Source organism: Lysobacter gummosus, assembly GCF_001442805.1.
Classification (GTDB): domain Bacteria; phylum Pseudomonadota; class Gammaproteobacteria; order Xanthomonadales; family Xanthomonadaceae; genus Lysobacter; species Lysobacter gummosus.
On record NZ_CP011131.1, the window covers coordinates 136448 to 160171 of the forward strand.

The 23724-nt window shown below is 67.1% G+C and carries 20 protein-coding genes and 1 pseudogene; 9 read left to right on the forward strand and 12 right to left on the reverse strand.

All coding sequences use genetic code 11. The annotated features are described in order from the left end of the window. Positions 1–366 precede the first annotated feature (366 nt). On the forward strand, positions 367–1818 hold the full coding sequence (locus LG3211_RS00590; protein ID WP_237049805.1) for an amidohydrolase family protein: 1452 nt from the start codon (positions 367–369) through the stop codon (positions 1816–1818). A 146-nt stretch (positions 1819–1964) separates the two neighbouring features. Here LG3211_RS00590 and nagA read toward each other — a convergent pair whose 3' ends face one another. From nagA to LG3211_RS00605, 3 genes are read right to left on the reverse strand one after another with little or no spacing between them, the layout of a single operon-like run. After that, the gene (nagA, locus tag LG3211_RS00595; protein WP_057941142.1) at positions 1965–3098 is read right to left on the reverse strand and encodes an N-acetylglucosamine-6-phosphate deacetylase; all 1134 of its coding nucleotides are present in this window, start codon (positions 3096–3098) and stop codon (positions 1965–1967) included. A gap of 11 nt (positions 3099–3109) precedes the next feature. Further along, positions 3110–4120 carry an SIS domain-containing protein gene (locus LG3211_RS00600; protein WP_057945169.1) on the reverse strand — a complete coding sequence of 337 codons (1011 nt, stop codon included), beginning with the start codon at positions 4118–4120 and terminating at the stop codon, positions 3110–3112. 35 nt (positions 4121–4155) lie between these two features. Further along, positions 4156–4908, reverse strand: coding sequence for a GntR family transcriptional regulator (locus tag LG3211_RS00605; RefSeq protein WP_057945170.1), 753 nt, complete (start codon positions 4906–4908; stop codon positions 4156–4158). Positions 4909–5056: 148 nt separating this feature from the next. On the opposite strand from LG3211_RS00605, the gene zwf reads away from it, so the two are divergent. From zwf to eda, 5 genes are all read left to right on the forward strand, one after another. Continuing rightward, positions 5057–6574, forward strand: a complete 1518-nt coding sequence (gene zwf, locus LG3211_RS00610) for a glucose-6-phosphate dehydrogenase (RefSeq protein WP_057941143.1) — start codon at positions 5057–5059, stop codon at positions 6572–6574. Next, positions 6558–7313, forward strand: a complete 756-nt coding sequence (gene pgl / locus LG3211_RS00615; protein ID WP_187313109.1) for a 6-phosphogluconolactonase — start codon at positions 6558–6560, stop codon at positions 7311–7313. The genes zwf and pgl overlap by 17 nt, the downstream gene beginning before the upstream one ends. A 293-nt stretch (positions 7314–7606) precedes the next feature. Continuing rightward, positions 7607–9439, forward strand: a complete 1833-nt coding sequence (gene edd, locus LG3211_RS00620) for a phosphogluconate dehydratase (protein WP_057941144.1) — start codon at positions 7607–7609, stop codon at positions 9437–9439. A 364-nt stretch (positions 9440–9803) separates the two neighbouring features. Continuing rightward, a complete protein-coding gene (locus LG3211_RS00625) occupies positions 9804–10484 on the forward strand; it encodes an HAD family hydrolase (protein WP_057941145.1) in 681 nt (226 codons plus the stop codon). 180 nt (positions 10485–10664) lie between these two features. Beyond that, positions 10665–11312 carry a bifunctional 4-hydroxy-2-oxoglutarate aldolase/2-dehydro-3-deoxy-phosphogluconate aldolase gene (gene eda, locus LG3211_RS00630; protein ID WP_057941146.1) on the forward strand — a complete coding sequence of 216 codons (648 nt, stop codon included), beginning with the start codon at positions 10665–10667 and terminating at the stop codon, positions 11310–11312. Between the two features lie 189 nt (positions 11313–11501). Here eda and LG3211_RS00635 read toward each other — a convergent pair whose 3' ends face one another. From LG3211_RS00635 to LG3211_RS00645, 3 genes are all read right to left on the reverse strand, one after another. After that, complete coding sequence (locus tag LG3211_RS00635; RefSeq protein ID WP_057941147.1) at positions 11502–12548, reverse strand: LacI family DNA-binding transcriptional regulator; 1047 nt, start codon at positions 12546–12548, stop codon at positions 11502–11504. Positions 12549–12617: 69 nt separating this feature from the next. Beyond that, entirely contained in the window at positions 12618–13088 is a 471-nt protein-coding gene (locus LG3211_RS00640; RefSeq protein WP_083512202.1) for a hotdog fold thioesterase, read from the reverse strand. Positions 13089–13375: 287 nt separating this feature from the next. Beyond that, positions 13376–13567, reverse strand: a complete 192-nt coding sequence (locus tag LG3211_RS00645) for a hypothetical protein (protein ID WP_057941148.1) — start codon at positions 13565–13567, stop codon at positions 13376–13378. Between the two features lie 517 nt (positions 13568–14084). Between LG3211_RS00645 and LG3211_RS00650 the strand changes: the two genes are divergently transcribed. Continuing rightward, on the forward strand, positions 14085–14822 hold the full coding sequence (locus tag LG3211_RS00650; protein WP_057941149.1) for an SEL1-like repeat protein: 738 nt from the start codon (positions 14085–14087) through the stop codon (positions 14820–14822). Further along, a complete protein-coding gene (locus tag LG3211_RS25280) occupies positions 14819–15253 on the forward strand; it encodes a hypothetical protein (RefSeq protein WP_148648679.1) in 435 nt (144 codons plus the stop codon). The genes LG3211_RS00650 and LG3211_RS25280 overlap by 4 nt, the downstream gene beginning before the upstream one ends. A 124-nt stretch (positions 15254–15377) precedes the next feature. Here the strand turns inward: LG3211_RS25280 and LG3211_RS00655 are convergent, their stop codons facing one another. The 6 genes and pseudogenes from LG3211_RS00655 to LG3211_RS24605 all read right to left on the reverse strand — a co-directional run. Further along, positions 15378–17354, reverse strand: a complete 1977-nt coding sequence (locus LG3211_RS00655; RefSeq protein ID WP_057941150.1) for a phospholipase D family protein — start codon at positions 17352–17354, stop codon at positions 15378–15380. A gap of 12 nt (positions 17355–17366) precedes the next feature. Then, positions 17367–18107 (reverse strand): YceI family protein, encoded by a 741-nt coding sequence (locus LG3211_RS00660; RefSeq protein ID WP_148648680.1) that lies wholly within the window; start codon positions 18105–18107, stop codon positions 17367–17369. A 44-nt stretch (positions 18108–18151) separates the two neighbouring features. After that, the gene (locus LG3211_RS00665) at positions 18152–18628 is read right to left on the reverse strand and encodes a SixA phosphatase family protein (protein ID WP_057941152.1); all 477 of its coding nucleotides are present in this window, start codon (positions 18626–18628) and stop codon (positions 18152–18154) included. Between the two features lie 213 nt (positions 18629–18841). After that, positions 18842–19474 (reverse strand): ParA family protein, encoded by a 633-nt coding sequence (locus LG3211_RS00670; protein WP_057941153.1) that lies wholly within the window; start codon positions 19472–19474, stop codon positions 18842–18844. A 55-nt stretch (positions 19475–19529) separates the two neighbouring features. Further along, on the reverse strand, positions 19530–20705 hold the full coding sequence (locus tag LG3211_RS00675) for a hypothetical protein (protein WP_148648681.1): 1176 nt from the start codon (positions 20703–20705) through the stop codon (positions 19530–19532). Positions 20706–20773: 68 nt separating this feature from the next. Beyond that, positions 20774–20974 (reverse strand): annotated as a pseudogene (locus tag LG3211_RS24605) (AEC family transporter); the annotation flags it as partial. A 229-nt stretch (positions 20975–21203) separates the two neighbouring features. On the opposite strand from LG3211_RS24605, the gene LG3211_RS00680 reads away from it, so the two are divergent. After that, positions 21204–23528: a S8 family serine peptidase gene (locus tag LG3211_RS00680; protein WP_057941155.1), complete on the forward strand. Its 2325-nt coding sequence runs from the start codon at positions 21204–21206 to the stop codon at positions 23526–23528. The last annotated feature ends 196 nt before the right edge of the window (positions 23529–23724 follow it).

A 23724-nucleotide genomic window follows, 5' to 3' on the forward strand; every position in this document is an offset into this window, starting at 1 on the left:
CGACATCGTTTGGATGCGCGGATGGCGCGTCGCACGTGACAACTCTTAATCAGCATTCATTTCCGCAAATGGTGCCGCTGCGAGTATTGGCCGGGATATCCGCGGGTCGATGCGTAAAAATTCAATCGCGAGTGCGCATGCCGTCGGCGAGTTCGAACTTTTTCGATCGCGCGTGGTGTCGATGCCTGCGCACACGGTCGTATCGATGCCGGCGAGGCCGTGATGAGCCGCGATTGCGCGAACGCTGCCGAATGGCGTTCGCCGGCGCGCAGCGCTCCGCCGCGACACCCATGCGCCATCGATATGCCGCAATGGATGCGATACGCTGATCGGCGTCGTTCAATTCGCCGCCGGCCGGAAGTCTCCATGAAGTGGAAAGGTTCGATCGCCTTGCTGATGTCCTGCGGTCTGTCCGCGCTCGCCATCGCCCACGAGCCGGCGGCGCCCGCGGCCACGCCCGTGCCCGCGGCGAAAGCCGGCCCGCCGTTCGTCGCTTACGATCAGTCGCTATTGGCGTTCACCCACGCCGATGTGATCGACGGCACCGGCGCGCCGATCCGGCGCGATCAGACCTTGCTGATCGAAGACGGAAAAATCCGCGCCCTGGGCGCCAGCGCGAAGGTCGCCGTGCCCAAGGGCGCAACCGTGATCGATGCCAAGGGTAAGACCTTGCTGCCCGGCCTGGTGATGATGCACGAGCACATGTTCTACCCGACCGGGCAGGGCAACTATTCCGAAATGGTGCACAGCTTCCCGTCGCTGTACCTCGCCGGAGGCGTCACCACCTTGCGCACGGCCGCTGCGATGCAACCTTACGCCGATCTCAACATGCGCAAGAAGATCGCCGACGGCGCCATCATCGGCCCTGACATGGAAGTCACCTCGCCCCTGCTCAACGGCCCCGGCCTGCCGGTGCTGGCGGTGAAGGTGCTCGACGGCGCCGACGATGCCGAGCGCGCGGTGAACTACTGGGCCGACGAGGGCGTGGATTCGTACAAGGCCTACATGCAGATTCGCCGCGACGAACTGCAGCGCATGATCGAGGTCGCGCACCGGCGTTCGCGCAAGGTCACCGCGCATCTGTGTTCGGTGACGTTCGCCGAAGCCTCGGCGATGGGCATCGACAATCTGGAGCACGGCTTCTCCTTCGCCTCGGACTTCGTCGCCGACAAGCAGCCCGATGTCTGCCCGGCGTCGATCACCCGATCGCTCGCCGATCTGGACGTGGACGCGCCGCAGATGCAGCGGCTGATCGAGCTGCTGGTCGAGCGCAAGGTCGCGCTGACCTCGACCTTGCCCGTGATCGAGACCCTGGCGGCGCAGCGGCCCAAGGTGTCGGAGGCGGCGCTGTCGTTATTGCTGCCGGAAGTGCGCGAACAATACGAAGCGGGCTGGACGGCGATGCAATCCAAGCCGGGCGGCCAGGATTGGGCGCGTCTGCTGCCCAAGCTCGGCCAGTGGGAGCGGCGTTTCGTCGCCGCCGGCGGCTTGTTGATGGCCGGCACGGACCCGACCGGCTACGGCGGCGTGATTCCGGGTTATGCGAGCAAGCGCCAGCTCGAGTTGATGGTCGAGGCCGGTTTCACTTTCGAACAGGCGGTGCGCGTGGCGAGCCTGAACGGCGCGCGCTATCTGGGGCGCGACAAGAGCGTCGGCAGCCTGGAGGCCGGCAAGCGCGCGGATGTGGTCGTGATCGATGGCGATCCGACCCGCGATGCGCGCGCGATCGAGCGCATGCCGCTGGTGTTCAAGGCGGGCAAGGGCTACAGGACCGAGGCGATTTTCGAGGCGATGAAGGGAAAGGTGGGGTTGCACTGAGCGCTGGGCTCGCTCGCTCTTGCGCTGGAAGGCTCAGACCACTTGTCCATGAAACGCCGGCGATTTCGGCGATGCGCGGCTTCGGTTGGTCGGGGCTGAAGCTCCCTCCCATGGAGATTTCGGTGCTTGCGCGTGGGGCGGTTAGCTTAGCGGGCGCCGCCGATCCAGCTGTCGGTGACGTGCAGCGAATCGTCCAGCGCCACCAGATCGGCGCGATAGCCCGGTGTGATGCGGCCTAGCTCGTGACCCAGGCCGAGGAATTCGGCCGGATAGGTCGAAGCCATGCGGCAGGCTTCGTCCAACGGCAGGCCCAGGCGCTGCACGGTGTTGCGCACCGCGCCGGCCATGTCGAGCGCGGAGCCGGCCAGGGTGCCGTCGGCGGTGGTGCACTTGCCGTCGCGGCAGGTCATGGTTTCGCCGTACAGGACGAAGTCCTCGGTGTCGCCGCCGACCGGCGGCATCGCGTCGGTGACCAGCATGATCTTGCCGCGCGGCTTGGCCGCGATGGCGATGCGCAACGAGGCGTCGTGCACGTGTTCGCCATCGACGATCACGCCGCACCACGAATCCGGATTTTCGATGCAGGCGCCGACGCCGCCGGGTTCGCGGCTGCCCAGCGGAGTCATCGCGTTGAACAGATGGGTGACGCCGCGCACGCCGTGGGCGAAGGCTTCGCGCAGGCGGCCGTAGTCGGCGGCGGTGTGGCCGGCGCAGACCAGCACGCCGCGCGCGGCCAGCGCCTGCAGGGTGTCGTTGCCGAAGCGCTCGGGCGCGAGCGTCAGCATGGTCTTGCCGACGCCCAGGGAGGCGACCAGATCGAGTTCGTCCTCGCCCGGGGTATGGAACTTGTGCGGGTTGTGCACGCCCTTGCGCGCCGCGGCCAGGTACGGGCCTTCCAGGTGGATGCCGAGAATGCCCGGTACGTTCTGCCGCATCGCTTCGCGCACCGCGTCGATCGCCCGCGCCATCACCTCGACATCGTCGCTGATCAGGGTCGGCATCAGACCGGTGGTGCCGAACTTGCGATGCGCCGCGGCGATGCGGCGCAGGCCATCGACAGTGGGCGCATCGTTGAACAGCACGTCGCCGCCGCCGTTGACCTGGGTGTCGATGAAGCCCGGCGTGAGGTAGCGGCCCCGCAGATCGACCGTGTCCGCGCCGGCCGGTGCCGCGCCGGGCAGGACCGCGACGATGTGGCCGTCTTCGACGATGACGCTCAGATCGGACTCGAATCCGCGCTCGCTGAGCACGCGGCCGTTGACGAAGGCGGTGGCGGACATGCGGGCGTTCCTCAAACCGTCTCGGTGACTTTGTTCAGATGCGGCGGCAGGTCCGGGTTGTGCCCGCGCGCCACCGACAGTGCGTTGACCGCCTTGTAGAAGCTGGCGACGGTGATCAGCGGGGTCATCGCCGGATGCGAAGAGCGCGCAAGCGGCAAAGCATCGCCGCCGCTGATGCCCGGCGCGGCCAGCCACACCGGTGCGCCGCGCGCGCGGAACTCGCGCGCGACCGCGACCGTGCTGTCGCCGGTGCCGTCGTCCTGGGCGAAGGCCAGCACTGGGAAGCCGGGGCCGACGATCGCCATCGGCCCGTGCTTGACCTCGGCGCTGCTGAAGGCTTCCGCGTGCAGGCCGCAGGTTTCCTTGAATTTCAGCGCCGCTTCCTGCGCCGCGGCCAGGCCCAGGCCGCGGCCGAGCACGAACAGGTTGCGCGCATCGACCAGGCCTTCGACCAGCGGCGACCAGTCCTGACGCGTGGCCTCGCGCAGCGCGTCGGGCAGCGCGTGCACGGCGTTGAACAGGCCGGCGTCGTTGCTCCAGCGCGCGGTCAGTTGCAGCAGCGCGGCCAGCGAGCACAGATAGCTCTTGGTCGCGGCGACGCTCTTTTCCGGGCCGGCGTGCAGGCCGAGCACGGTGTCGGCCAGCTGCGCCAGCGGCGAATCGGCGACGTTGACCAGCGCCACCACGTGCGCGCCGGCGGCCTTGGCGATCTCGGCGTTGCGCAGCAGGTCCGGGCTCTTGCCCGACTGCGAGATCGCCACGAACAGCGCGCCTTCGAGCTTGGGCTTGATCGCGTACACCGAGCCGACCGAAGGCGAGGCCGATGCGGTGACCAAGCCCAGTTGCGTTTCGAACAGGTACTTGCCGTAAGTCGCGGCGTGATCGGAGCTGCCGCGCGCGCAGGTGACGATGAAGCGCGGCGGCTGTTTGCGCAGGCGTTCGACCAGGTCGTCGATGATGTCGGCGTTGGCGGCGAATTGGCGCGCGACCGCGTCGCCCGACTCGTTGGCTTCGGCGTACATGCGCGTGCTTGTTGCGTCCAGCAAGGTGTCGGTGCTCACGGGGTGGTTTCGCTCTGCAGTTCGGCGACGAAGTCGTACGCGTCGCCGCGGTAGAAGGATCGGGTGAACTCGACGACGCGGCCGTCGTCGAGGAAGGTGCGGCGTTCGATGAACAAGCCGGGCGCGCCTTCGGGCAGATTCATCAGCCGCGCCTGTTCGGCGTCGAAGGCGATCGCGCGCAGGCGCTGCAGCGCGCGGGCGGGGCGGATGCCGAGCTTGGCGAAGGCTTCGTACAGCGAGTTTTCCACCAAGTCAGGATTCGAAAGCACCGCGACAGGGACCACCGTCCGTTCGAGTGCGAGCGCCACGTTCTCGGCAGTCCGCAAACGGTAATAGCGGATCACTTGCGCGCCCGGCGACAGATTCAGCGCCATGGCTTCTTCCGGCGTGACCTCGCCGACGCCGCGCTCGAGGAAGGTCGAACGCGGGTCCAGCCCGCGCGCGCGCAGGTCGTCGGTGAAGCTGGTCAGGCGCGAGAACGATTTGACGATGCGCTCGGCGACGAAGGTGCCGGCGCCCTGGCGCTGCACCAGCAGCCCGTCCTCGACCAGCCCGGCGATGGCCTTGCGCACCGTCACCCGCGACAGGTCCAGCAGCTTGCCGAGCTCGCGCTCGCCGGGCAGGGCCTGGCCGGCGGTCAGCTCGCCGTTGTCGATCGCGTGCTGCAGGGTCCGGCGCAGGTGCTGGTACGCCGGCGCGCGGCGCGCATCGGACTGGCGGCGGAATTCGCTTTCGAGATAGCCCTGCATGGCAAAAAGATACCAGTCGCAGACCATTGACGGCAACAAAGGCCTGTAACGCCGTTGTAACCAATTGATTTATGGTTAATTTGCCGAAGTGGTATCTTACTGGTATCTTTGCTGGTATGGTTCCATCCAGACCTGTCCGAGCCCGTCCATGAGCGTCTACTCCGTGCCGACTCCCTCGCAAGCCCCGCATCTGGCGCCGCTGGCCCCGTTCGATCTGGTGATTTTCGGCGGCACCGGCGACCTGGCCCTGCGCAAGCTGCTGCCGGCGCTGTTCCATCGGTATGCCGACGGCCAGATCGTCGCCGGCACCCGCATCGTGGCGATCGCCCGCGACACCCAGAGCGACGAGGACTACCGCGGCCGGGTGCGCGACGCGCTGGCCAAGTTCGCCAATCTGGACGCGCGCGAGTCGCAGTCGGTGGAAGGCTTCCTGTCGCTGCTGCTGTATCGCCGCCTGGATCTGAGTTCCGACAGCGGCTGGCCGGAGTTCTCCGCCGAATTCGCCGGCGACGAACGCGTGCGGGTGTTCTACCTCGCGGTCGGCCCGGACCTGTTCGGCGTGGTCGCCGATCGCCTGCAGTCGCATGGCCTGGTCAGTCCCAAGACCCGCGTGGTGGTGGAAAAACCGCTGGGCAAGGACGGCGTCAGCGCCGATGCGATCAACGACGCGCTGGCGCGCGTGTTCGCCGAAACGCAAATCTTCCGCATCGACCATTACCTCGGCAAGGAGACGGTGCAGAACCTCACCGCGCTGCGCTTCGGCAATGCCTTGTTCGAGCCGCTGTGGAAGGCCGAGCATATCGACCACGTGCAGATCACCGTGGCCGAAACGGTGGGCGTGGAATCGCGTGCGCCGTACTACGACAAATCCGGCGCGCTGCGCGACATGGTCCAGAACCATCTGCTGCAGCTGCTGTGCCTGGTGGCGATGGAGCCGCCGTCCTCGCTGGCCGCCGACGCGATCCGCGACGAAAAACTGAAAGTGCTGCGCGCGCTGCGCCCGATCGTAAACGGCAACGCGGCGCAGTCCACCGTGCGCGGCCAGTACAAGGCCGGCGCGGTCGATGGCACCGCGGTGCCGGGCTACGCGCAGGAACTGGGCGCGCAGTCGCTGACGGAAACCTTCGTCGCGATCAAGGCCGAAGTGAAGAACTGGCGCTGGGCCGGCGTGCCGTTCTACCTGCGCACCGGCAAGCGCCTGGGCGAGCGGGTGTCGGAGATCGTGGTGACCTTCCGCCAGGTGCCGCATTCGATCTTCGAGGATCTGACCGATCAGGATCCGTCCAGCCGCCTGCAACCGAACAAGCTGGTGCTGCGCCTGCAGCCCGACGAGGGCGTGAAGCTGTGGCTCATGAACAAGGTGCCCGGCCCCGGCGGCCTGCGCCTGCGCCACGTGCCGCTGGACATGAGTTTCGCCGCGGCCTTCGGCGGCCGTCAGGCCGACGCCTACGAGCGTTTGCTGATGGACGTGGTGCGCGGCAATCCGATGTTGTTCATGCGCCGCGACGAAGTCGACGCGGCCTGGAAGTGGATCGACCCGATCCGCGCCGCCTGGGCCGCGGGCGCCGAAGCGCCGCGCCCGTACACGGCCGGCAGTTGGGGTCCGAGCGCCGCGGTGGCGCTGATCGAACGCGATGGGAGAACGTGGCATGAAGATGCAGGCTGAGCGACTCAAAGTGATCGAACCCTTGCCGCTGCCGTTGCATGAGCGCCTGTTCGACGATGGCGAACAGCTCGCGCAGGCTTTGGCCAAACAGGTCGCGGCCGATCTGCGTGGCGCGCTGGCGCGGCATGGCGAGGCGTGCATCGCCTTGTCCGGCGGCAACACGCCCAAGCGTTTCTTCGACGCGCTGTCCACGCAGACGCTGGACTGGGCGCGGGTGACCGTGCTGCCGGTCGATGAGCGCTGGTTGCCGCCGGAGCATCCGCGTTCCAACGAGCGCCTGCTGCGCGAGCATCTGTTCAAGAACAACGCCGCCGTCGCCCGTCTGCTGCCGATGTACCGGCCGACGCCGACCCCGGAAATGGCGCTGATGCCGGTGCTGACCAAGATCGCCAACGAAGGCCTGCCGCTGGATGTGGTGGTGCTGGGCATGGGCGAGGACGGCCACGTGGCCTCGTTGTTCCCGGACCTGGGCTACGACAATCCGGCGCTGCGCGAGATCGGTCTGCAGCCGCGCGGCCGCGCGCCGGTGATGTCGGTGCGCACCTCGGCGATGCCCGAGCCGCGCATGACCCTGACCCTGAGCGCGATCTTCACCGCGCCGGCGATCTATCTGCACATCGAAGGCGAGAGCAAGCGCGCCGTGCTCGAAGGCGCGCAGCGCGATCCGCGCAGCGCGCTGCCGATCCGCTCGGTGCTCAGCGGCGCGCCGGTGGCGCCTACGCTTTATTGGAGCCCTTGATTCGGCCGAAGCCGGTTGAGTTCGAACCGGCCAAGCGCAAGCGTTTTATTGGGGCCCGCGAAATATTGGGCTCTTGAGACAGCCAAGCCATAGCTCCCTCCCCTCCCAGCTGCGGCTTTTGCTGTCGCCCCCTTTGAAAAAGGGGGCCGCGTCCGCGCAGCGGGCGCGGGGGGATTTGCTTTTGCCTTTGCTTCTCAGGAAGGTGTAGGAAGAGCAAATCCCCCTAACCCCCTTTTCAAAGGGGGGGGAACTGTTTCGCGCCGCGTGCGGCGCCTCGCACCGAACGAGTAAACGTGAATACCCAACTGCATCCCGTTGTCGCGCAAGTCACGCACCGTATCGCCGAACGCAGCCGCGCGCGCCGCAATGCTTATCTGGCCCGCATCGACGCGGCGCAGAGCAGCGGCCCGCATCGGCGACGCCTGTCTTGCGGCAATCTAGCGCACGGTTTCGCCGCCTGCGCCAGCGGCGACAAAGCCGCGCTGCGCACCGGTTACGCGCCCAACCTGGGCATCGTCACCTCGTTCAACGACATGCTCTCCGCGCATCAGCCGCTGGAGCGCTTTCCCGATCTGATCAAGGCCGCCGCGCGCGATTGCGGCGCCACCGCGCAGGTCGCCGGCGGCGTACCGGCGATGTGCGACGGCGTCACCCAGGGTCGCGACGGCATGGAGTTGTCGCTGTTCTCGCGCGACGTCATCGCCATGTCCACGGCGATCGCGTTGTCGCACGACATGTTCGACGCCGGCCTGTACCTGGGCGTGTGCGACAAGATCGTGCCGGGGTTGTTGATCGGCGCGCTGCATTTCGGCCATCTGCCGGGCATCTTCGTGCCGGCCGGGCCGATGACCTCGGGCCTGCCCAACGACGAAAAGTCGCGTGTGCGCCAGCGCTACGCGACCGGCGAGGCCTCGCGCGAGGAGTTGCTGGAAGCCGAGGCGCGCAGCTATCACGGCCCGGGCACCTGCACCTTCTACGGCACCGCCAATTCCAACCAGATGCTGATGGAGCTGATGGGCCTGCACCTGCCCGGTTCCAGCTTCGTCCATCCCAACACGCCGCTGCGCGACGCGCTGACCGCGCTGGCGGCGGTGCGCGCCGCGCAGATCACCGCGCTGGGCGAGGATTACCGGCCGATCGGCCGCATCGTCGATGAGCGCGCGATCGTCAACGGCGTGATCGGCCTGCACGCCACCGGCGGTTCGACCAATCACCTGCTGCATCTGATCGCCATGGCCGCCGCGGCCGGGATCGATCTGCGCCTGGAGGATTTCGATGCGCTGTCCTCGGCGATCCCGCTGCTGGCGCGCGTCTACCCGAACGGCAGCGCCGACGTGAATCATTTCCACGCCGCCGGCGGGCTGGCGTACCTGATCGGCGAACTGCTCGATCACGGCCTGTTGCACGGCGACGTCGAAACCGTCGCCGGTCCGGGGCTGGCGCGTTATCGCGTGGAAGCGCGATTGGGCGACGACGGCGAAGTGGTGTACGTGCCGAGCACGCGCGAAAGCTGCGACACCGCGGTGCTGCGTCCGGTCGCCGAACCCTTCCGCACCGACGGCGGCTTGCGCGTGCTCAGCGGCAATCTGGGCACCGCGGCGATCAAGGTCTCGGCGGTGCCGGAAGACCGCTGGGTCGTGGAAGCGCCGTGCCGGGTGTTCGTCGAACAGCATGAAGTGAAGCAGGCCTTCGAGCGCGGCGAACTGGATCGCGACGTGATCGTGGTCGTGCGTTTCCAGGGCCCGCGCGCCAACGGCATGCCGGAACTGCATCAGCTCACCCCGACCTTGTCGGTCTTGCAAAAGCGCGGCCATCGCGTCGCCCTGGTCACCGACGGCCGCATGTCCGGCGCCTCGGGTCAGGTGCCGGCGGCGATCCACGTCACCCCCGAAGCGATGAGCGGCGGCGCCCTGGCGAAGCTGCGCGACGGCGACGTGCTGCGGGTGGATGCGGTGGCCGGAACCTTGCAGGTGATCGAGCCGGCCGATTGGGCTTCGCGCGAATGCGCGACGGCCGATTTGTCTTCGCATCACGCCGGCGTGGGTCGCGAGTTGTTCGCGGCGTTCCGCGATTACGCCGCACCGGCCGATCGCGGCGCGGGGGTGTTTGGAACGGTGACGCTTTGAGGGTTGGCGGATGCGGTCGTCTGCTTGATTGCGATGTCGCGGATGCGGCGTTGCTGATGACCGACTTCGAATCCGCCCGGCCGTCATTCCCGCGAAGGCGAGCTCTGCTTTTCTTCGGCGGAGCCGAACATCCAGAGACTTCAGCGTCATCCACCAAGTCGTCATTCCCGCGAACGCGGGAATCCAGCGACTTTCGGGCAGGTCACGGCTAAGACACTGGATGTTCGGCTCCGCCGAAGAAAAGCAGAGCCCGCGTTCGCGGGAATGACGACAGGTAAGTACGCTGTTCCCGAATCCCGAATCCCGAATCCCGAATCCCGAATCCCGAATCCCGAATCCCGAATCCCGCTCCCAGGAGCAAGCCATGCCCGCCCCCGCACGCAGCACCTTCCTGTTCGATCTCGACGGCACCCTGGTCGATAGCGTCTACCAGCACGTGCTGGCCTGGAAACAGGCGCTGGACGCCGACGGCATTCCGCTGTCGGTCTGGCGCATCCATCGCAAGATCGGCATGAGCGGCGGCTTGTTCACCAACATCCTGCTGCGCGAGACCGGAATCGACATCACCCCGGAACGGATCGAGCGCCTGCATCGGTTGCACGCGCAGGCCTACGGCCAGCAGGCCACGCAAATTCGCCCCTTGCCGGGCGCGGTCGAACTGCTCGCTTATCTGACCGAAAACAAGATCCCGTGGGCGATCGCCACCAGCGGCCGGATGGAAACCGCGCGCCACAATCTGGTCGCGCTCGGCGTCGATCCGGCGGTATCGGTGGTGATCACCCGCGACATGGTCAAGTACGCCAAGCCCGATCCGGATTTGTTCCTCGCCGCCGCGGACAAGCTCGGCGCCGATATCGAGCACTCGGTCGTGGTCGGCGACAGTATCTGGGATCTGCTCGCCGCGCGACGCGCGCGTGCGCTCGGCGTGGGGCTGTTGTCGGGCGGTTACGGCCAGGATGAACTCGAGCGCGCAGGCGGGTTTCGCGTATACGAGGATCCGGCGGATCTGCTCAAGCACATCGATGAAGTGGCGGCGCGGCCCTGAGGGCCTTTGCTCGTCATTCCCGCGAAGGCGGGAATCCAGTGACTTCAAACGTTCTCGCACGAAAGTCACTGGATTCCCGCCTTCGCGGGAATGACGGCATGAGAGATGCGTGGTTGAACATCGTTCGCCCACGCCGATAAATAAGAGTGTCACCGTTCCGAAAACGACTGGAGCCAGGCAATGAGTTCGATGCAGGATCTGCAAACGCGTATCGCCGCGGTGTTGGCGCTGGCGCCGGTGGTGCCGGTGTTGGTGATCGACGAGCTGAAGGACGCGGTGCCGTTGGCGCGGGCTTTGGTCGCGGGCGGTTTGCCGGCGATCGAGGTGACCTTGCGCACGCCGGTGGCGTTGGACGCGGTACGCGCGATCGCGGCCGAGGTCGAAGGCGCGGCGGTCGGCGTCGGCAGCGTGCGCCGGCCATCGGATTTCGTCGATGCCTTGAAAGCCGGTGCGACCTTCGCGGTGTCGCCGGGCAGCGCGGCGGGCTTGATCGCGGCCGCGCGCGACATCGATCTGCCCTGGCTGCCCGGCGCGGCGACGGCGTCGGAAGCGATGGCCTTGCTGGAGCATGGCTATACCCAGCTCAAGTTTTTCCCTGCCGAATCGGTCGGCGGCGCGACGGCGTTGAAGGCGCTCGGCGGGCCGCTGCCGGAACTGCGGTTTTGCGCGACCGGCGGGATCGGCGTGCACAACGCGCACGAGTATCTCGCGCTGAAGAACGTGCCTTGCGTGGGCGGTTCGTGGGTGGCGCCGCCGGCGGCGGTGAAGGCCGGCGATTGGGCGAAGATCGAGGCGCTGGCGAGGGAAGCGGCAGCGTTGGGGCGCTGAGCCGGCCCATCCGTCCCCGGCTTTTGCTGTTCCCCCCTTTGAAAAAGGGGGGCAGGGGGGATTTGGCTTTTGCCTTTGCCTTTAGCAGCAACAGCAACAGCGAATCCCCCCTGCCCCCCTTTTTCAAAGGGGGGAACAGCAAAAGCGGGGGAGATCAGGAGGAAAACCGCGGCGCGCGGGTCGCGCGCCTTAGCCCTGCGCCGGACGCGGCGGCGCCGTCGATCCGCGAACCACCAGGATCGGGCTGAAACCTTCGTTGGCCGGAACGTCCATCGGCTTGTCCCCGCCCTCGCGCCGCAACTCCGCGATCAACCGATACGCCGCATGGCGCGCGATTTCTTCCGTCGCCTGCCGCGCCGTGGTCAGCGTCGGCCAGGATTGCTTCGAGAACGGGCTGTCTTCGAACCCGGCGATCGACAGGTCGTAAGGCACATGCATGCCGGAAGACTTCGCCGCCGCCAACACGCCGGCGGCGATTTCGTCGTTGCTGCCGAAGATCGCGGTCGGCCGGTCGGGCAGCGCGAACAAACGCCGCGCGCCACGGAAGCCGTCGTCGAAGGAATAGTCGCCCGGCAGCACCAGGTTTTCGTCTTCGGCGATGCCGTAGTCGTTCAGCGCCTGGGCATAGCCCTTGTAGCGCTCCCAACTGGAGCGGTGCGATTTGCCGCCCCACAGGAAACCGATGCGCTGGTGGCCGAGCTGGATCAGGTGCTCGGTGATGTCGTAGGCGGCGTCGCGGTCGTCCACCCATACGCAGGGCGAGCCGTCCTTGGGGTCCTCCGCGGCCGAAACGATGCGCACCAGCTTGATGCCGTGCGCGACCAGCTCGCTGACCAGCTCCATGCGCTCGGACATCGGCGGCGCCAGCACCAGCCCGGCCAGGCGCGCGCCCTGGACCAGATCGATCAGGTCGGCGGCCAGCAACGGCGAGGACGAATCGCAGGGATGGATCTGCAGGCCGTAGCCGGTTTCGCGGCAGGCGGCGAGCACGCCGTTCTGGACGCTGATGATGTAGTACGGATTCGGGTTGTCGTAGACCACCCCCAGCGCATACGGCTGGGCGCTGCGCAGGCTGCGCGCGGACGGGTCGGGCCGGTATTCGAGTTCGGCGATCGCCTCGTGCACGCGGGCGCGGGTGCGGGCGCGCACGCCGGATTCGTCGTTGATCACCCGCGATACGGTCTTCAGCGAGACCTGGGCGAGTTCGGCAACATCTTTGATGGTCGGTCGGCGCACGGGGCCTCGCGTAGGGCGCGGTGCCGGCGGTAACTGCGTGCCGGACGGAGCCTTAGCCTACTCGCCGGCTCACAGCTTGGGTACCACGGCCAGGGTCAGGCGCGAGATGCACACCAGCGCGCCGATTTCGTCCTCGATGCGGATGTCCCAGACCTGGGTGCTGCCGCCGATGTGGATTGGCCGCGCCGTGCCGGTGACCGTGCCGCTGCGCACGCCGCGGACGTGGTTGGCGTTGATCTCGATGCCGACGCAGATCTTGCCCTCCGGGCAGCACAGGTTGCCGGCGCTGCTGCCCAGGGTTTCGGCGAGCAGGACCGAGGCGCCGCCGTGCAGCAGGCCGTAGGGCTGATGGGTGCGGGCGTCCACCGGCATCGTGCCGCGGACATAGTCCGGGCCGATCTGGGTGAAGACGATGCCGAGTTGTTCGATCGAGGTGTTGCGCGAATACCGGTTGAGGTCATCGACGGTGTCGGCGCTGCGGAAGATGGACTTGGCGACGGGCGTCGCGGCCTCGGGGCGGGTCGGGTCGGATGCGTTCATCGCGTCACGATAGCGGCGATGCAGCGGCCGGACCAGCCGGGGGCGTGGGAAACCAGGCATCGGGACCGCCGTTGCGGCGGAAGGGCCTGATCGGTGCGGCGTTACAACCGGGTGTGCGGTGTACGGGTACGGCGGGACGGGCGGGGTCTGGCCGGGAACGCGGTGCGTTTCAAAAAGCCCGGAACGGCGCGCGGGGGAAACAGGGAGCTATGCGCGCCGGTCCGGGTCGGAAAGCGAAACGGTCGGTGTTCACGACGGACGGCCGGTCCATGTACGGCAATCCGGGATCAGGCGAAGCGGAAGCGCGGCTGGACCCAGTTGCTGGTGTAGCTGCGGTTGCTGGCGTAGCCGCTGCTATTGCCGTAGCCGACGCCGAAGTCGCGCTGGCGGTGCTGGTGACGAACCGGGGCGGCGTTGACGGTGGTGGCCGGAGCCGAATTCGGGGTGGTGGTGACGGTGCGGGTGGTCAGAGCGTTCATGGCGGGTGTCCTGTGTCGTGGGGTGGTAGTGCTTCGGTGTGTTGGTAATCTACAACACCTAGGTAGAACTTGATATGTGCTGGAAGTCATATCCCCCTTTAGTCATGCCCTGGAGCTTCCTGGGCTGGCTGGGCGGTGGGGCGCACCGTCCGGGTTCACGGATAGAGATGAGGCGGGGGCGCCGAGGGTTGCAATCGCGTACCCATGACTGACGACCTACAGGGCGGGCGAGTGTGGCCGGGGCGCGAGAAGGTCCCGAGGACGCCGATTTGTGGCGATGAGGCCTACGCGACGCTTTTCGGACGAATCTGAGTCGGGACATCCGTGCGATCGGACGTTTCAACACTCGAGACGATGAGCCTCATCGGTATACGGTAGCCGCACGGCCCTTGAACTGAATATCGTAATGAAGCTAACGATGCTCCGCGGAAATTGTCGCGCTGTCTTTCTCTTTACCGTCTTGGTCGCGGCGATTGGATGCGATCGCGGCGACCGTGAATCGACTCGGTCCACCGTCATGAGCCAGTCCCCAAGCGCTCCCAGGAAAGACGCTCCGCAAAAGCCTGAGATTGTTGCGAACCAAGCGCAAACCGTGACAAGGACTATTGCTGACAGGCGGCGTTATGCCGACACGTACTCGATGCTGGCGCAACAGGCAGAGTCCGGAAACGCGATGGCCGCTTTTCAGTTATACGAGGACGTCTTGCGATGTTCCTCGATTCAGGCGCGCAAGGAGTCCTTGGAAGATCTCGCTGCCGTATCCAGGGACAAAGTCCTGGAAGCGAACGTGGTTCGAGAACTGGCGCAAGATCGCGCGGCATGCGCCGGACTGAGCAAAGATCAGCTCGCATCGAAAGAATACTGGGTCACGAAGGCCGCGCGCTTGGGACATGTCGGTGCGCAAGTCGCCTATTTCTCTGTCGCCACGGAGAAATTCGATACACCGCAGAAGGTCGTCGCTAACGCCGAGGAATTCGCGCGGATCAAGTCCGAAGCATTGGTGCATTTGACATCAGCGGCCTCGCGGGGCGATCGCACGGCGCTGTTCAACCTTGCCAACACTTACCAGGAAGGGACCTTGGCCAAGCGCGATCCGGTAAAGGCGTATGCGTACATGCGTGCTTTGCAACAGCGTGGAGGTGTCGAAGCGTCGGCGAAGTATTTGGATCTGTGGGGCCGTGAGCTTACGGCCGAACAGATAAGGAGCGCGGAGGCCATGTCGGCTGGCGCAGTCAACAGGAGCAGCAGTAGATGAAGTTCAGATGGGTTGCAGGGTTAGCTGGAATAGTCGTGATAGGGGTGGCGATCGCTTCGCACTACGGAACGTTTATCTGTTCGTCGGGTTGCACGTTGAACGGACCTACGCCTGATCCGGATACGGTCGTATTTATTCAGTCGACGGTGAATCAAAAAGTCAATCAATGGAAGGCCAAGGATACGGTCACCATTTGCAATGCGACCGCTTGTTCGACTTATTTGATGACGTCGGTTTTCGGAGGAGTCGCAGGCATGCAGCAGATCGCCAAGACGCCGCGAGGTAGTGGCGGTAGTGGCAGTGGATCAGGCGGCGAAGGTGGTAGCAGCGGCGGCAGCGGCGGCAGTTGGTCCGGCGTCGGCGGCGGAGGCTGCGAGGGTGAGTGCGAGGGCAAGGTCATCGTTGGAACAGAGAAACCGATTCAGCCTTGATCCGGATCGCAAGTAGCGGAAAATTTCAGATGAGAACGCCCCGTGTCGAGCGGGGCGTGCTGTTTTTCGGCGATGGTCTGGATACTTGTTTTCTAATGGTGGGACCAACCGCAGAGCGGGCACCTCAAAGAATCGGCGCCAACCCCGCCCCGAACGCGGTGAACATCCGCGTCGTCAGGCTCTTCACGCCGAGGTTGACCTCGGGAAAGTCGCCGACCGGTTTGTAGCAGGCGCGAAAGCCCGGGTCGGTGCGGTACAGCGGCGAGGGGCAGTCCGGGCCGGGCACGAATTCGTAGCTGGTCGCGTAGCGCACCGGCCACAGGTCGAAGATCGGCAGGTGCTCGGAAATCTTCGCGATCGAATACTCCAGCCCGGAGAAGAGCGGCGGCTTGTCGCGGCGCGCGATCACCCACGAGTTGGCCGGGGCGATGTCGCGGCGGATGCTCGCGGCCAGGGTCCGGGCGAACACGGGGTCGTCGATCACCACCGCGCTTTCGGTGTTGTAGTGGTCGCCGCGCGGATCGAAGTTGTGCGTGCCGATCACGCCGATGCGCTCGTCGATCACCATCGACTTGGCGTGCATGCCGATGCGCACGCCGGCGCGCTTGAGCGGCACCGGCTCGTTGGTGCGGCGGCGCGCGTAACGCATCGCCGCGTACTCGCGCGCCAGCGGCTGCCGGTAGCGCTGGCGGTAGAGCACGCTGCTGCGGTCGAGTTCGCGGCGCTGGCGCCGCGATTCGGCCAGTCCGGCCCCTTGCACCGATTCGGGCTCGGCGCGGCCGTCGCGTTCGGCCAGGCCTTCCAGGCCCAGGTCGGGCAGCGTGGCGCCGGTGGCGGCGATATCGATCGGCGCGTCGGCCGGGAACGGCTTGTACTCGTAGATGTTGAAACCGAATTCGCGCAGATAGCGGCGCTTGTACTTGTACGACAGCGCGTAGGCGATGAAGGCGTCGGTGGCGGCGAGGCTGTTGGTGGACACGATCACGCGCGGCCGGTCGGGGCGGTCGTGCAGGCTGCGGAACAATTGCTGCGCGGACTTGGACAGCACCAGGTACGGCGTCTGCAGGATCACTTCTTCTTTCGAATGGGTGATCAGGCTGCGCAGCGAATCGGAGGCCAGGGCGTTGGCGTCGCTGTTCTCGCGGTGCTTGTTGGGGGTGTCGGAGATGTAGCGCACCGCGCCGACTTCGATCGCGTGCGAGACCAGGCGTTCGTTTATCTTCGCCTCGTCGGCGGCATCCTCGCGCATGGCCTGGGCGCGCTGCGGACGCTCGAATTCGGTCTTCGGCAGCACCGGCACGCCGCCGTCGATCAGGCGCTTGCCCACATCGGCCAGGCGCTCCACCGGCACGCTGCGGCGATCGCTCCAGAACACTTCGAAGTCGGTGCCCATGATGTCGGCGACGGGGCCGGCGACCAGCACGTCGCGATCGCGGAAGTTGTACTGGTCGTCCCAGTCGTAATAGTCGTCCTGGTAATTGCGGCCGCCGGAAATGCCGACCCGGTTGTCGGCCAGCAGCAGCTTGGTGTGCATGCGCTGGTTGAGCCGGCGCCAGCAGCAGGCCGCGGCCAGCACGTACTGCGGGTAGTTGATGCGGGCGCGGTGCAGCACCGGGTTGTACAGCTTGATCTCGAAATTGGCGTGGGCGCCCGCCAGTGCGGCCAGGGTGTCGATGTGGCGCATCGCCGCCAGCTGGTCGAGCAACAGGCGCACGCGCACGCCGCGGCGCGCGGCGGCGAGCACTTCGTCCAGCACCAGCTTGCCGGCGTCGTCCTCGTCGAAGATGTAGGTCTGCAGGTCCAGGCTGTGGGTGGCGCTGCGGATCAGGTTGATGCGCGCCAGCAGGGCGTCGGGGCCGCGATCGAGGATCAGCGCGTAGTGGCGCGGGCGTTCGGGCGTGGACTGCGCCATCGCCTTGCGCCCCAGCTCGTACAGCGGGGAAGGCTGGGCGCAGGCGTTCTCGCCCTGGCAGTCGATCTGCTGCGAACGGGCGGCGGCGGCGATCGCGCTGGCGCGGTCGCGCTGGGCCGGGCTCAGCGAGGCGCAGGCCGACAGGGACAGGGCGAGCAGGGCCGCGAGGCCGCGCAACACGGGGTTCAACGGGGTGGCTCCTTAACGCGTCGGGACCCTGGACGGAAACGGTTCCGGAGTCCTGGGCGGCGCGGGTTTCGACGGGATCAGCTTATTTTGCGTGGATTGCAGGCGTACCTGCATGGTGAAGCGTACCCGGTCGCCGAGCGCGAGTTGCCAGCCGTCGAGGTTGTAGTCGTCGCGGCTGACGCTGCCGTGCGCGATCGCGTCGCAGTCTTCGCCCGGCTTGGCGCAGGCCGCCGGGGCCAGGACGAAGCTTTCGATGCGGCTCACCCCGTGCAGGGTCAGCCGTCCGCGCAGTACGCCGCCGGTGCGGGCCAGGTCGGCCGGGTGCGGTTCGGACAGGAATTCGATGAAGGGATAGCGGGGGGCGTTGAAGAAGCGCTCGCCGCGGGCCATGCGCGCGTAGCGCTCGGACTCGCCGACCACGACCGAGGCGGTGGCCAGGCGGATGCGGACCTGATGGCGGCCGTCGGCCAGGATGGTGAGTTCGCCGTCGTAGCGCGGGAACTCGCCGGCGATGCGCTGGCCCCAGCGGGTGCGCAGTTCGAAGCTGAAACGGGTGTGTTCCGGATCGAAGCCCTGCTGCACCGGCTTGGGCTCGGGCGGCTTGGCGTCGGTGGCGCGGAACTCGGCGGCGCGCGTTTCCGCCGGCCGCGGCGCCCAGGCCCGTGTTTCGGCCGGGGACGACTGCTGGACACCGGCTTGGGCGACAAGCCCGACCGACATCAGGGCCAGGCCGGCCCCGATGCAGCGGATCACGGCGTCTCGACCGTGCCGCCGCCGCAAGCGCGGCGGCGACGGGCTCACGGCCACCAAAACTCGCTGAGCTGGGCGACGCCCGGTTCCAACGCGGTTCCGGCCGGCACGCTGAGGACGGCGACGCCGCCCGGCGGTATGCCGCGGTAATCGCCCGACTGGCCGCTGTGCAGCAGCGCGGCCAGACGTTCCAGACCGGGGTTGTGGCCGACCAGCATCAGCCGTTCGACCTCGATATGGGTGTCGGCCAGGCTGATCAGGGTGCCCGGGGTGGCGTCGTAGATCGACGGCTCGATGCGCTGTTCGACATAGCCGATGGCGCCGAGCACCGCTTCCAGGGTCTCGCGCGTGCGCCGCGAGGGCGAGCACAGCACGCAGTCGGGGATCAGTTTTTTCTCCGCCAGCCAGCGGCCGGCGGCTTCGGCTTCGGCCAGACCTTCGGCGGACAGCGGCCGGTCGAGGTCGGCCTGGCTTTGGCCCGCGGGTTCAGCGTGGGCGTGGCGGAGCAGGATCAATTCGCGCATGAGTCAGAGCCAGAACGAGTGATGAGGGGAGTGCGCGAACGCAAGGTAGAGGATGCCTGTCGAGGGGGCGGATGGGTAGCGGGGGCGAGGGGCGGGTTGGCGGGCCGGCGGGCGGCGCGGCCGCGGCAACGCCCCGGCCGGCGCCCGGCGCGCGCGGGTGCGCGGCGCGGACAGGTCCGGTCCCGTTGCACGGCGGCGTCTATCGGCCCGGCCTCACTTCTTGTTGAGCCACTTCAGCAGCGGCTGCCAGTCGGCCTGGTGCTCGCGGATCTGTTGCGAGTGGTAGTCGAACAGGCTTTTGCCGAGCGCGGTCATGACCACGTAGGCCTGGCTGTCGCGGATCTGCCCGACCACCGGGTACGGCCATTCGCCGAGCAGCTCCAGCGCCTGCTGCGAGGCGTTGGTCCAGGGCTTGAGCTTGTTGCCGATCAGGCCGACCCGCAGTTGCCCGCGTCGTACCCGCGGGTGCTGGGCCAGCGAATCCAGGAAAGGCACGGTGGCTTCGATGTCCAGGGTAGAGGGCTGCACCGGCACGACCACCGCGTCGGCGAACTCCAGAAAGGTTTCCAGGTCGTCGGCCATCGCCCCGGCCGGGGCGTCGATGATCGCGCGCTGGGCATCCTCGGGCAGGTTCTTGCGCCAGGCCTTGCGGCGGGTGCCGTCCAGCGCCAGCACCGCGCTTTCCAGGACCGAGCGGCGCTGCGCCCAACGGGTCGAAGAGCCTTGCGGGTCGGCGTCGATCAAGGCCGTGCGCAGGCCTTCCAGAGCCGCTTGTGCGGCGAGGTGGGTGGCGATCGTGGTCTTCCCGACGCCCCCCTTGGAACTGGCCACCAGCACGGTCTTCATGCGAGCTCCCTCCGGATGGAAAGCGCAGCCTACACCGGGGATGTGGAGCGGGTCATCACGGCTGTGCGGCCGGCGGCGGGTCGATGTAGCGGCCGGTGAGGACCAGCGAGCGCGGCAGAGGAGATTCCGGCAGCCAGTCGGGCGGCGGACGGTCCAGGCCGGCCGCTTTCAGGCGCTCGGCGAACGTGGCGACTTCGCCCACGCGCCAGACCCGGGGCAGATCGCGGATCAGGTTGGGGCGTTGTTGCAGGTGTGCGCTCTGCCAATAGTGAGTGCGCAGTCGTTCGCGCCAGGCCGCGCCGTCGGCCGACCGGGCGCTCAGCTGGGCCATGACCGTCAAGCCGAACATCTGCCCGATGAGCGTGTCCGAATCGGCCATCCGCGTGGCGATTGCGGTGCAGGCCGCATGGAGTTCGGCATCGGTGCCGGCGGGGGCGGCCGCGGCCGTGCGGCAGCGGCGCTGGAAGGCCAGCGGCGAAGGCAGCGGGAAGGCCCCGCCGGCCAGCGCCATGCGCGCGTCGTGCAGATTCGCGTCCGCGAGCAGGCCGTCGGAGTTCAGGACCGCGCGCGCCGGCTCGTCCAACGCCGGCAGCTCCAGTTCGCCGAGCGCGCGCATCGTCTCGGTCGCGTTGCGGCCATAACGGATGTCGTAGCGCCGGGCCTTTGCCGCGTGCAGCAGGGCGGTATCGATTCGGGCTTGATCGCCGCGGGCGGCGGCCGTATCGGCGCTCATCAGCCACACGGCGGCGTTGTCGGCGTCGCTGCGCTGCAGATGAGCCAGGGCCGGGTTGGGATCGCACTGGGTTCCGGGCATGGGTTCGGCGTGCGCGCAGATCGCCGCCTCGTACCAGAACGGGGTGTCGTCGCCGGGCGCGGCCAGGGCCTGGGCGCGGCGCAGGGCCCGCTCGCGTTCTTGGTGCACCCCGGTCGGCGGCGCGGTGTAGTAGCCGTCCAGCAAAGGCTGCAGGCGGACGATATCGAGCTGGCTGATCGCGTCGTCGCGTTGAGCCAGCGTCGCCAGCCGGTCGCGCAGCGCGCGCTGGTAAGCCTGGTTCCACTTCGGGGCGGCATCCGACAGCGAGAACGGGAACAACAGCGGTGCGTTCTTGGACGCAGGCGCGGCCGCGACGGGCTCGGCGCGATCGCAGGCGCCGGCATTCAACACGATCGCCAGCGCGACGAGCATCCATATGGAACGGCGGCGCGGTCGGAGCGTCGTTTCGGGCGTCATGGCGAACTCGATGCGGCGGCGATGCGACGCCGCGGTCCGCGCAGCATACCCGCGCTAGTTCGCGTTGCTCAGCCCACCGCCACCCGCGCACGCAGCGGCAGGGTCAGCAACGAAAGCAGCAGGCTATAGCCGACCATCGCCGCAGCCAGCCGCGGCGCCAGTTGCTGCGCGATCGCCAGCGCACCGGCGGCGACCATCGGCGGCATCGCCGCTTCCAGCACGGTCGCGCGGGCCATTTCGCCACGCAATCCCAGCCACGGCACCTCAAGCCGGCCCACAGTTGTCCGCGGCGCACCCGCGGGTGCTGGGCGAGCGAATCGAGGAAGGGCGCGGTGGCTTCTTTTAGGACAAATCTGAGTCGGGTATCCCAGATTTTTTCGCGTTTAAGGACAAGAGCAAGCGTTGCGCAAACCAACAGCACGGTTTCGCAGGGGCGCTCAGTGGGTCTTCGTGCAAACGAGAGATCGCCTAGCCACAAGTGGATACGGGAAGATAAGAATGAAGAAGGTGCTTTCGAAGAAAACGGCCCTCGCCATGGCTACTGCGTGCAGCGCCGCATTGCTCTGGTCGCAACTCGATGCCGACTCCCTTCAGGGGAACCAACGGCAAGGCGCTCCGGCCGCGGGCGGATATGCCGGCAACCGTCCGAGCGGGCCGGCGATCATGCCACCGACCTCGATGAACGTGTCTTATGCCGCGCCGACGCCGCGTACGCCGGCGCAAGCCAAACTCGGTGCCGGCTCGCTGTTGCAGGCCGTGCAGGCTTTGCCGCAACTGCAAGCCTGGATCGCCGCGCAGCCGGGGCAGACCGCGCAGACGGCCATGCGCGAAGCGCAGATCGCCGCGCTTGACCGGGCCGGCATTCCCGAGCGCTGGCGCGATGGCGACCGGGTCAAGATCAACGTCGGTCTCGCGCTGGACTATCGCAGCATCCAGGACGCCCAGGCGTTGACCCGGGCGACCGAGGCATTGCTGAGCAGTCTGCGCGGCGGCGGCATCCAGGCCAATGCGATCATCGGTTCGCCCAGCGTGGAAGCGCTGGTGCCGGTGGCCCGGCTGGAATGGGTGGCCGGCCTGGCGGGTGTGGCGCAATTGGGCCTGATGCAACTTCCTGACGTGGTGGCCTTCTCCGACGGCGCCACCGCGAGCAATGTCGATCATTTGCGTACGCTGGGCGACTCGGCCGAACTACCCCTCGAGCTGCGCACGAGCCTGCGGGGCGAGGGCTTGACGGTGGCGATCATCGACATGTTCGACAACAACGCGGGGGAAGTCGCCGAACTGCAGAACCAGAACGAATGGCCCAGCAATACCGCCCAACAGGCCGACGTCATCGTGATGACCGGGCCGGCGGGCAAGGCATTCGGCGCCAATGGCAACCGACACGGCAACGCGGTCACCGAAATCGCCTACGACATCGCGCCCAATGCCAAGTACCGTCTCTACGACATCGAGACTATCGCCGACTGGGTCAACGCGATCCGGGACGCAGCCAATCTCGATGCGCAAAATCAGCCTTTGGGCGAACCCAGGACCCAGGTCATCACCGCTTCGGTCGGGCTCCCCGGCGATGTTCCGGGTGACGGCAGCTCCGGTTCGGCCACGCTGAAGGGGCTTTACGATGCCCTGGCCGCGGCCGCGAATAACGGCGTGATCGTGGTCAATGCCGCCGGTAACCATGCCCAGGCGCACTGGGACGGCGACAGCGATGACGGTGCCGGCGTCAATGTCGCGCAGGACTTCGATCTGGCGACCGCCGGTGTGCAGGACACGAATATCGTGCGCTACAGCGGCGACTGTACGCCGGTCGGCAAGGAGATCAGTGCCACCCTGGTCTGGAATGATTGGGCATCGGACACCAACGCAGTCGACGCCGACTACAAGCTCGAACTGTTGCGGTGGCAGGACGAGGTCAAGAAGTTCGGGCGGGATCCGGCGACCGGGCGCTGGGGCACTTACATCGTCACCCCGAGCGGTTGGGTCGCGGCGAAGGAGTCCGACAGGTTGCAAAATGGCGGCAACGGACAAACCCCGTATGAGGAAATTGGATACAAGGTGCCTGCGGACATCGCCACCTCGCAATGCTCGAACGGCGCCAAGCTGGCGCTGCGCGTGATTCGCAAGAGCGCCAATGCCGCCAACTTCCTGCGCGTGTTCACCGGGAAAATTCCGCTGCAGTACAAGCAAACCGAGCGTTCGATCCTGGCGCCGGCCGACTCCGCCAGCGTGATCACGGTGGCCGCGTTGAATGCGGCGGATTCCGCACTGGAGACTTACAGCTCGCGGGGCCCGGTGCTGGCTCCAGGCGGCGGCCGTCCGGCCGGGCAGGCGCCGGGCAACGCCAAGCCGGACATGGGCAGCTTCGCCAATGTCGATACGGTGACTTACGGCGCCAATACCTTTAACGGTACGTCCTCGGCGGCGCCGCATGTGGCCGCGCTGGCCCTGCTCGGTCTGCAGCACCAACGCCAACTGACCCAGGCCACCGAACCGGCGGCACTGCCGAACGATGCCACTGACGAGCAGAAGTCCGAACGTACGAGTCTGCTGCGCCAGCGTCGCAACGATCTGGCCACTGTTACCTACGATGCGTTGGCGCTGATCGCCGGTACTCAGGGGAACGACCTGGGCACCGCCGGCTTTGACACCAGCTTTGGCAACGGGCGTCTGAAGTTCCACGCCAAATCAAAACAGTGCGTTTTGTCTGCTCTGTACGCGCCGGCCTACCGGTCGCTGCTGCCGACGCAGCCTTCGCCGCTGCCGGAGGGCCAGAAGTCGTACGACGAACTGGCCGGCAGCAACACGACCGAATGCGCCAACTAGGAGACCAGATCGTCCTGAGATGGAGCAGGTTGGGGCGGCTGGGGTTTCCCGTCCCTGGCTCGCACTGAAGCACACGGCGCCGGAGTGATCCGGCGCCGTTCTGTTATCGATCATTGGATCGTCGCACCGGCCATTACGGTCCAGCACGATGCAGTCCCGCCGCAGTGGGTCGGGAGGCATCCGATCGGTTGGAACT

Excerpts from the sequence above, each read along its gene's own strand:
- LG3211_RS00590 (WP_237049805.1), top strand. The coding sequence starts at position 367 with ATGAAGTGGAAAGGTTCGATCGCCTTGCTGATGTCCTGCGGTCTGTCC.
- nagA (WP_057941142.1), bottom strand. The coding sequence starts at position 3,098 with ATGTCCGCCACCGCCTTCGTCAACGGCCGCGTGCTCAGCGAGCGCGGA.
- LG3211_RS00600 (WP_057945169.1), bottom strand. The coding sequence starts at position 4,120 with ATGTACGCCGAAGCCAACGAGTCGGGCGACGCGGTCGCGCGCCAATTC.
- LG3211_RS00605 (WP_057945170.1), bottom strand. The coding sequence starts at position 4,908 with ATGCAGGGCTATCTCGAAAGCGAATTCCGCCGCCAGTCCGATGCGCGC.
- zwf (WP_057941143.1), top strand. The coding sequence starts at position 5,057 with ATGAGCGTCTACTCCGTGCCGACTCCCTCGCAAGCCCCGCATCTGGCG.
- pgl (WP_187313109.1), top strand. The coding sequence starts at position 6,558 with ATGAAGATGCAGGCTGAGCGACTCAAAGTGATCGAACCCTTGCCGCTG.
- LG3211_RS00625 (WP_057941145.1), top strand. The coding sequence starts at position 9,804 with ATGCCCGCCCCCGCACGCAGCACCTTCCTGTTCGATCTCGACGGCACC.
- eda (WP_057941146.1), top strand. The coding sequence starts at position 10,665 with ATGAGTTCGATGCAGGATCTGCAAACGCGTATCGCCGCGGTGTTGGCG.
- LG3211_RS00640 (WP_083512202.1), bottom strand. The coding sequence starts at position 13,088 with ATGAACGCATCCGACCCGACCCGCCCCGAGGCCGCGACGCCCGTCGCC.
- LG3211_RS00645 (WP_057941148.1), bottom strand. The coding sequence starts at position 13,567 with ATGAACGCTCTGACCACCCGCACCGTCACCACCACCCCGAATTCGGCT.
- LG3211_RS00650 (WP_057941149.1), top strand. The coding sequence starts at position 14,085 with ATGAGCCAGTCCCCAAGCGCTCCCAGGAAAGACGCTCCGCAAAAGCCT.
- LG3211_RS25280 (WP_148648679.1), top strand. The coding sequence starts at position 14,819 with ATGAAGTTCAGATGGGTTGCAGGGTTAGCTGGAATAGTCGTGATAGGG.
- LG3211_RS00665 (WP_057941152.1), bottom strand. The coding sequence starts at position 18,628 with ATGCGCGAATTGATCCTGCTCCGCCACGCCCACGCTGAACCCGCGGGC.
- LG3211_RS00670 (WP_057941153.1), bottom strand. The coding sequence starts at position 19,474 with ATGAAGACCGTGCTGGTGGCCAGTTCCAAGGGGGGCGTCGGGAAGACC.
- LG3211_RS00675 (WP_148648681.1), bottom strand. The coding sequence starts at position 20,705 with ATGACGCCCGAAACGACGCTCCGACCGCGCCGCCGTTCCATATGGATG.
- LG3211_RS00680 (WP_057941155.1), top strand. The coding sequence starts at position 21,204 with ATGAAGAAGGTGCTTTCGAAGAAAACGGCCCTCGCCATGGCTACTGCG.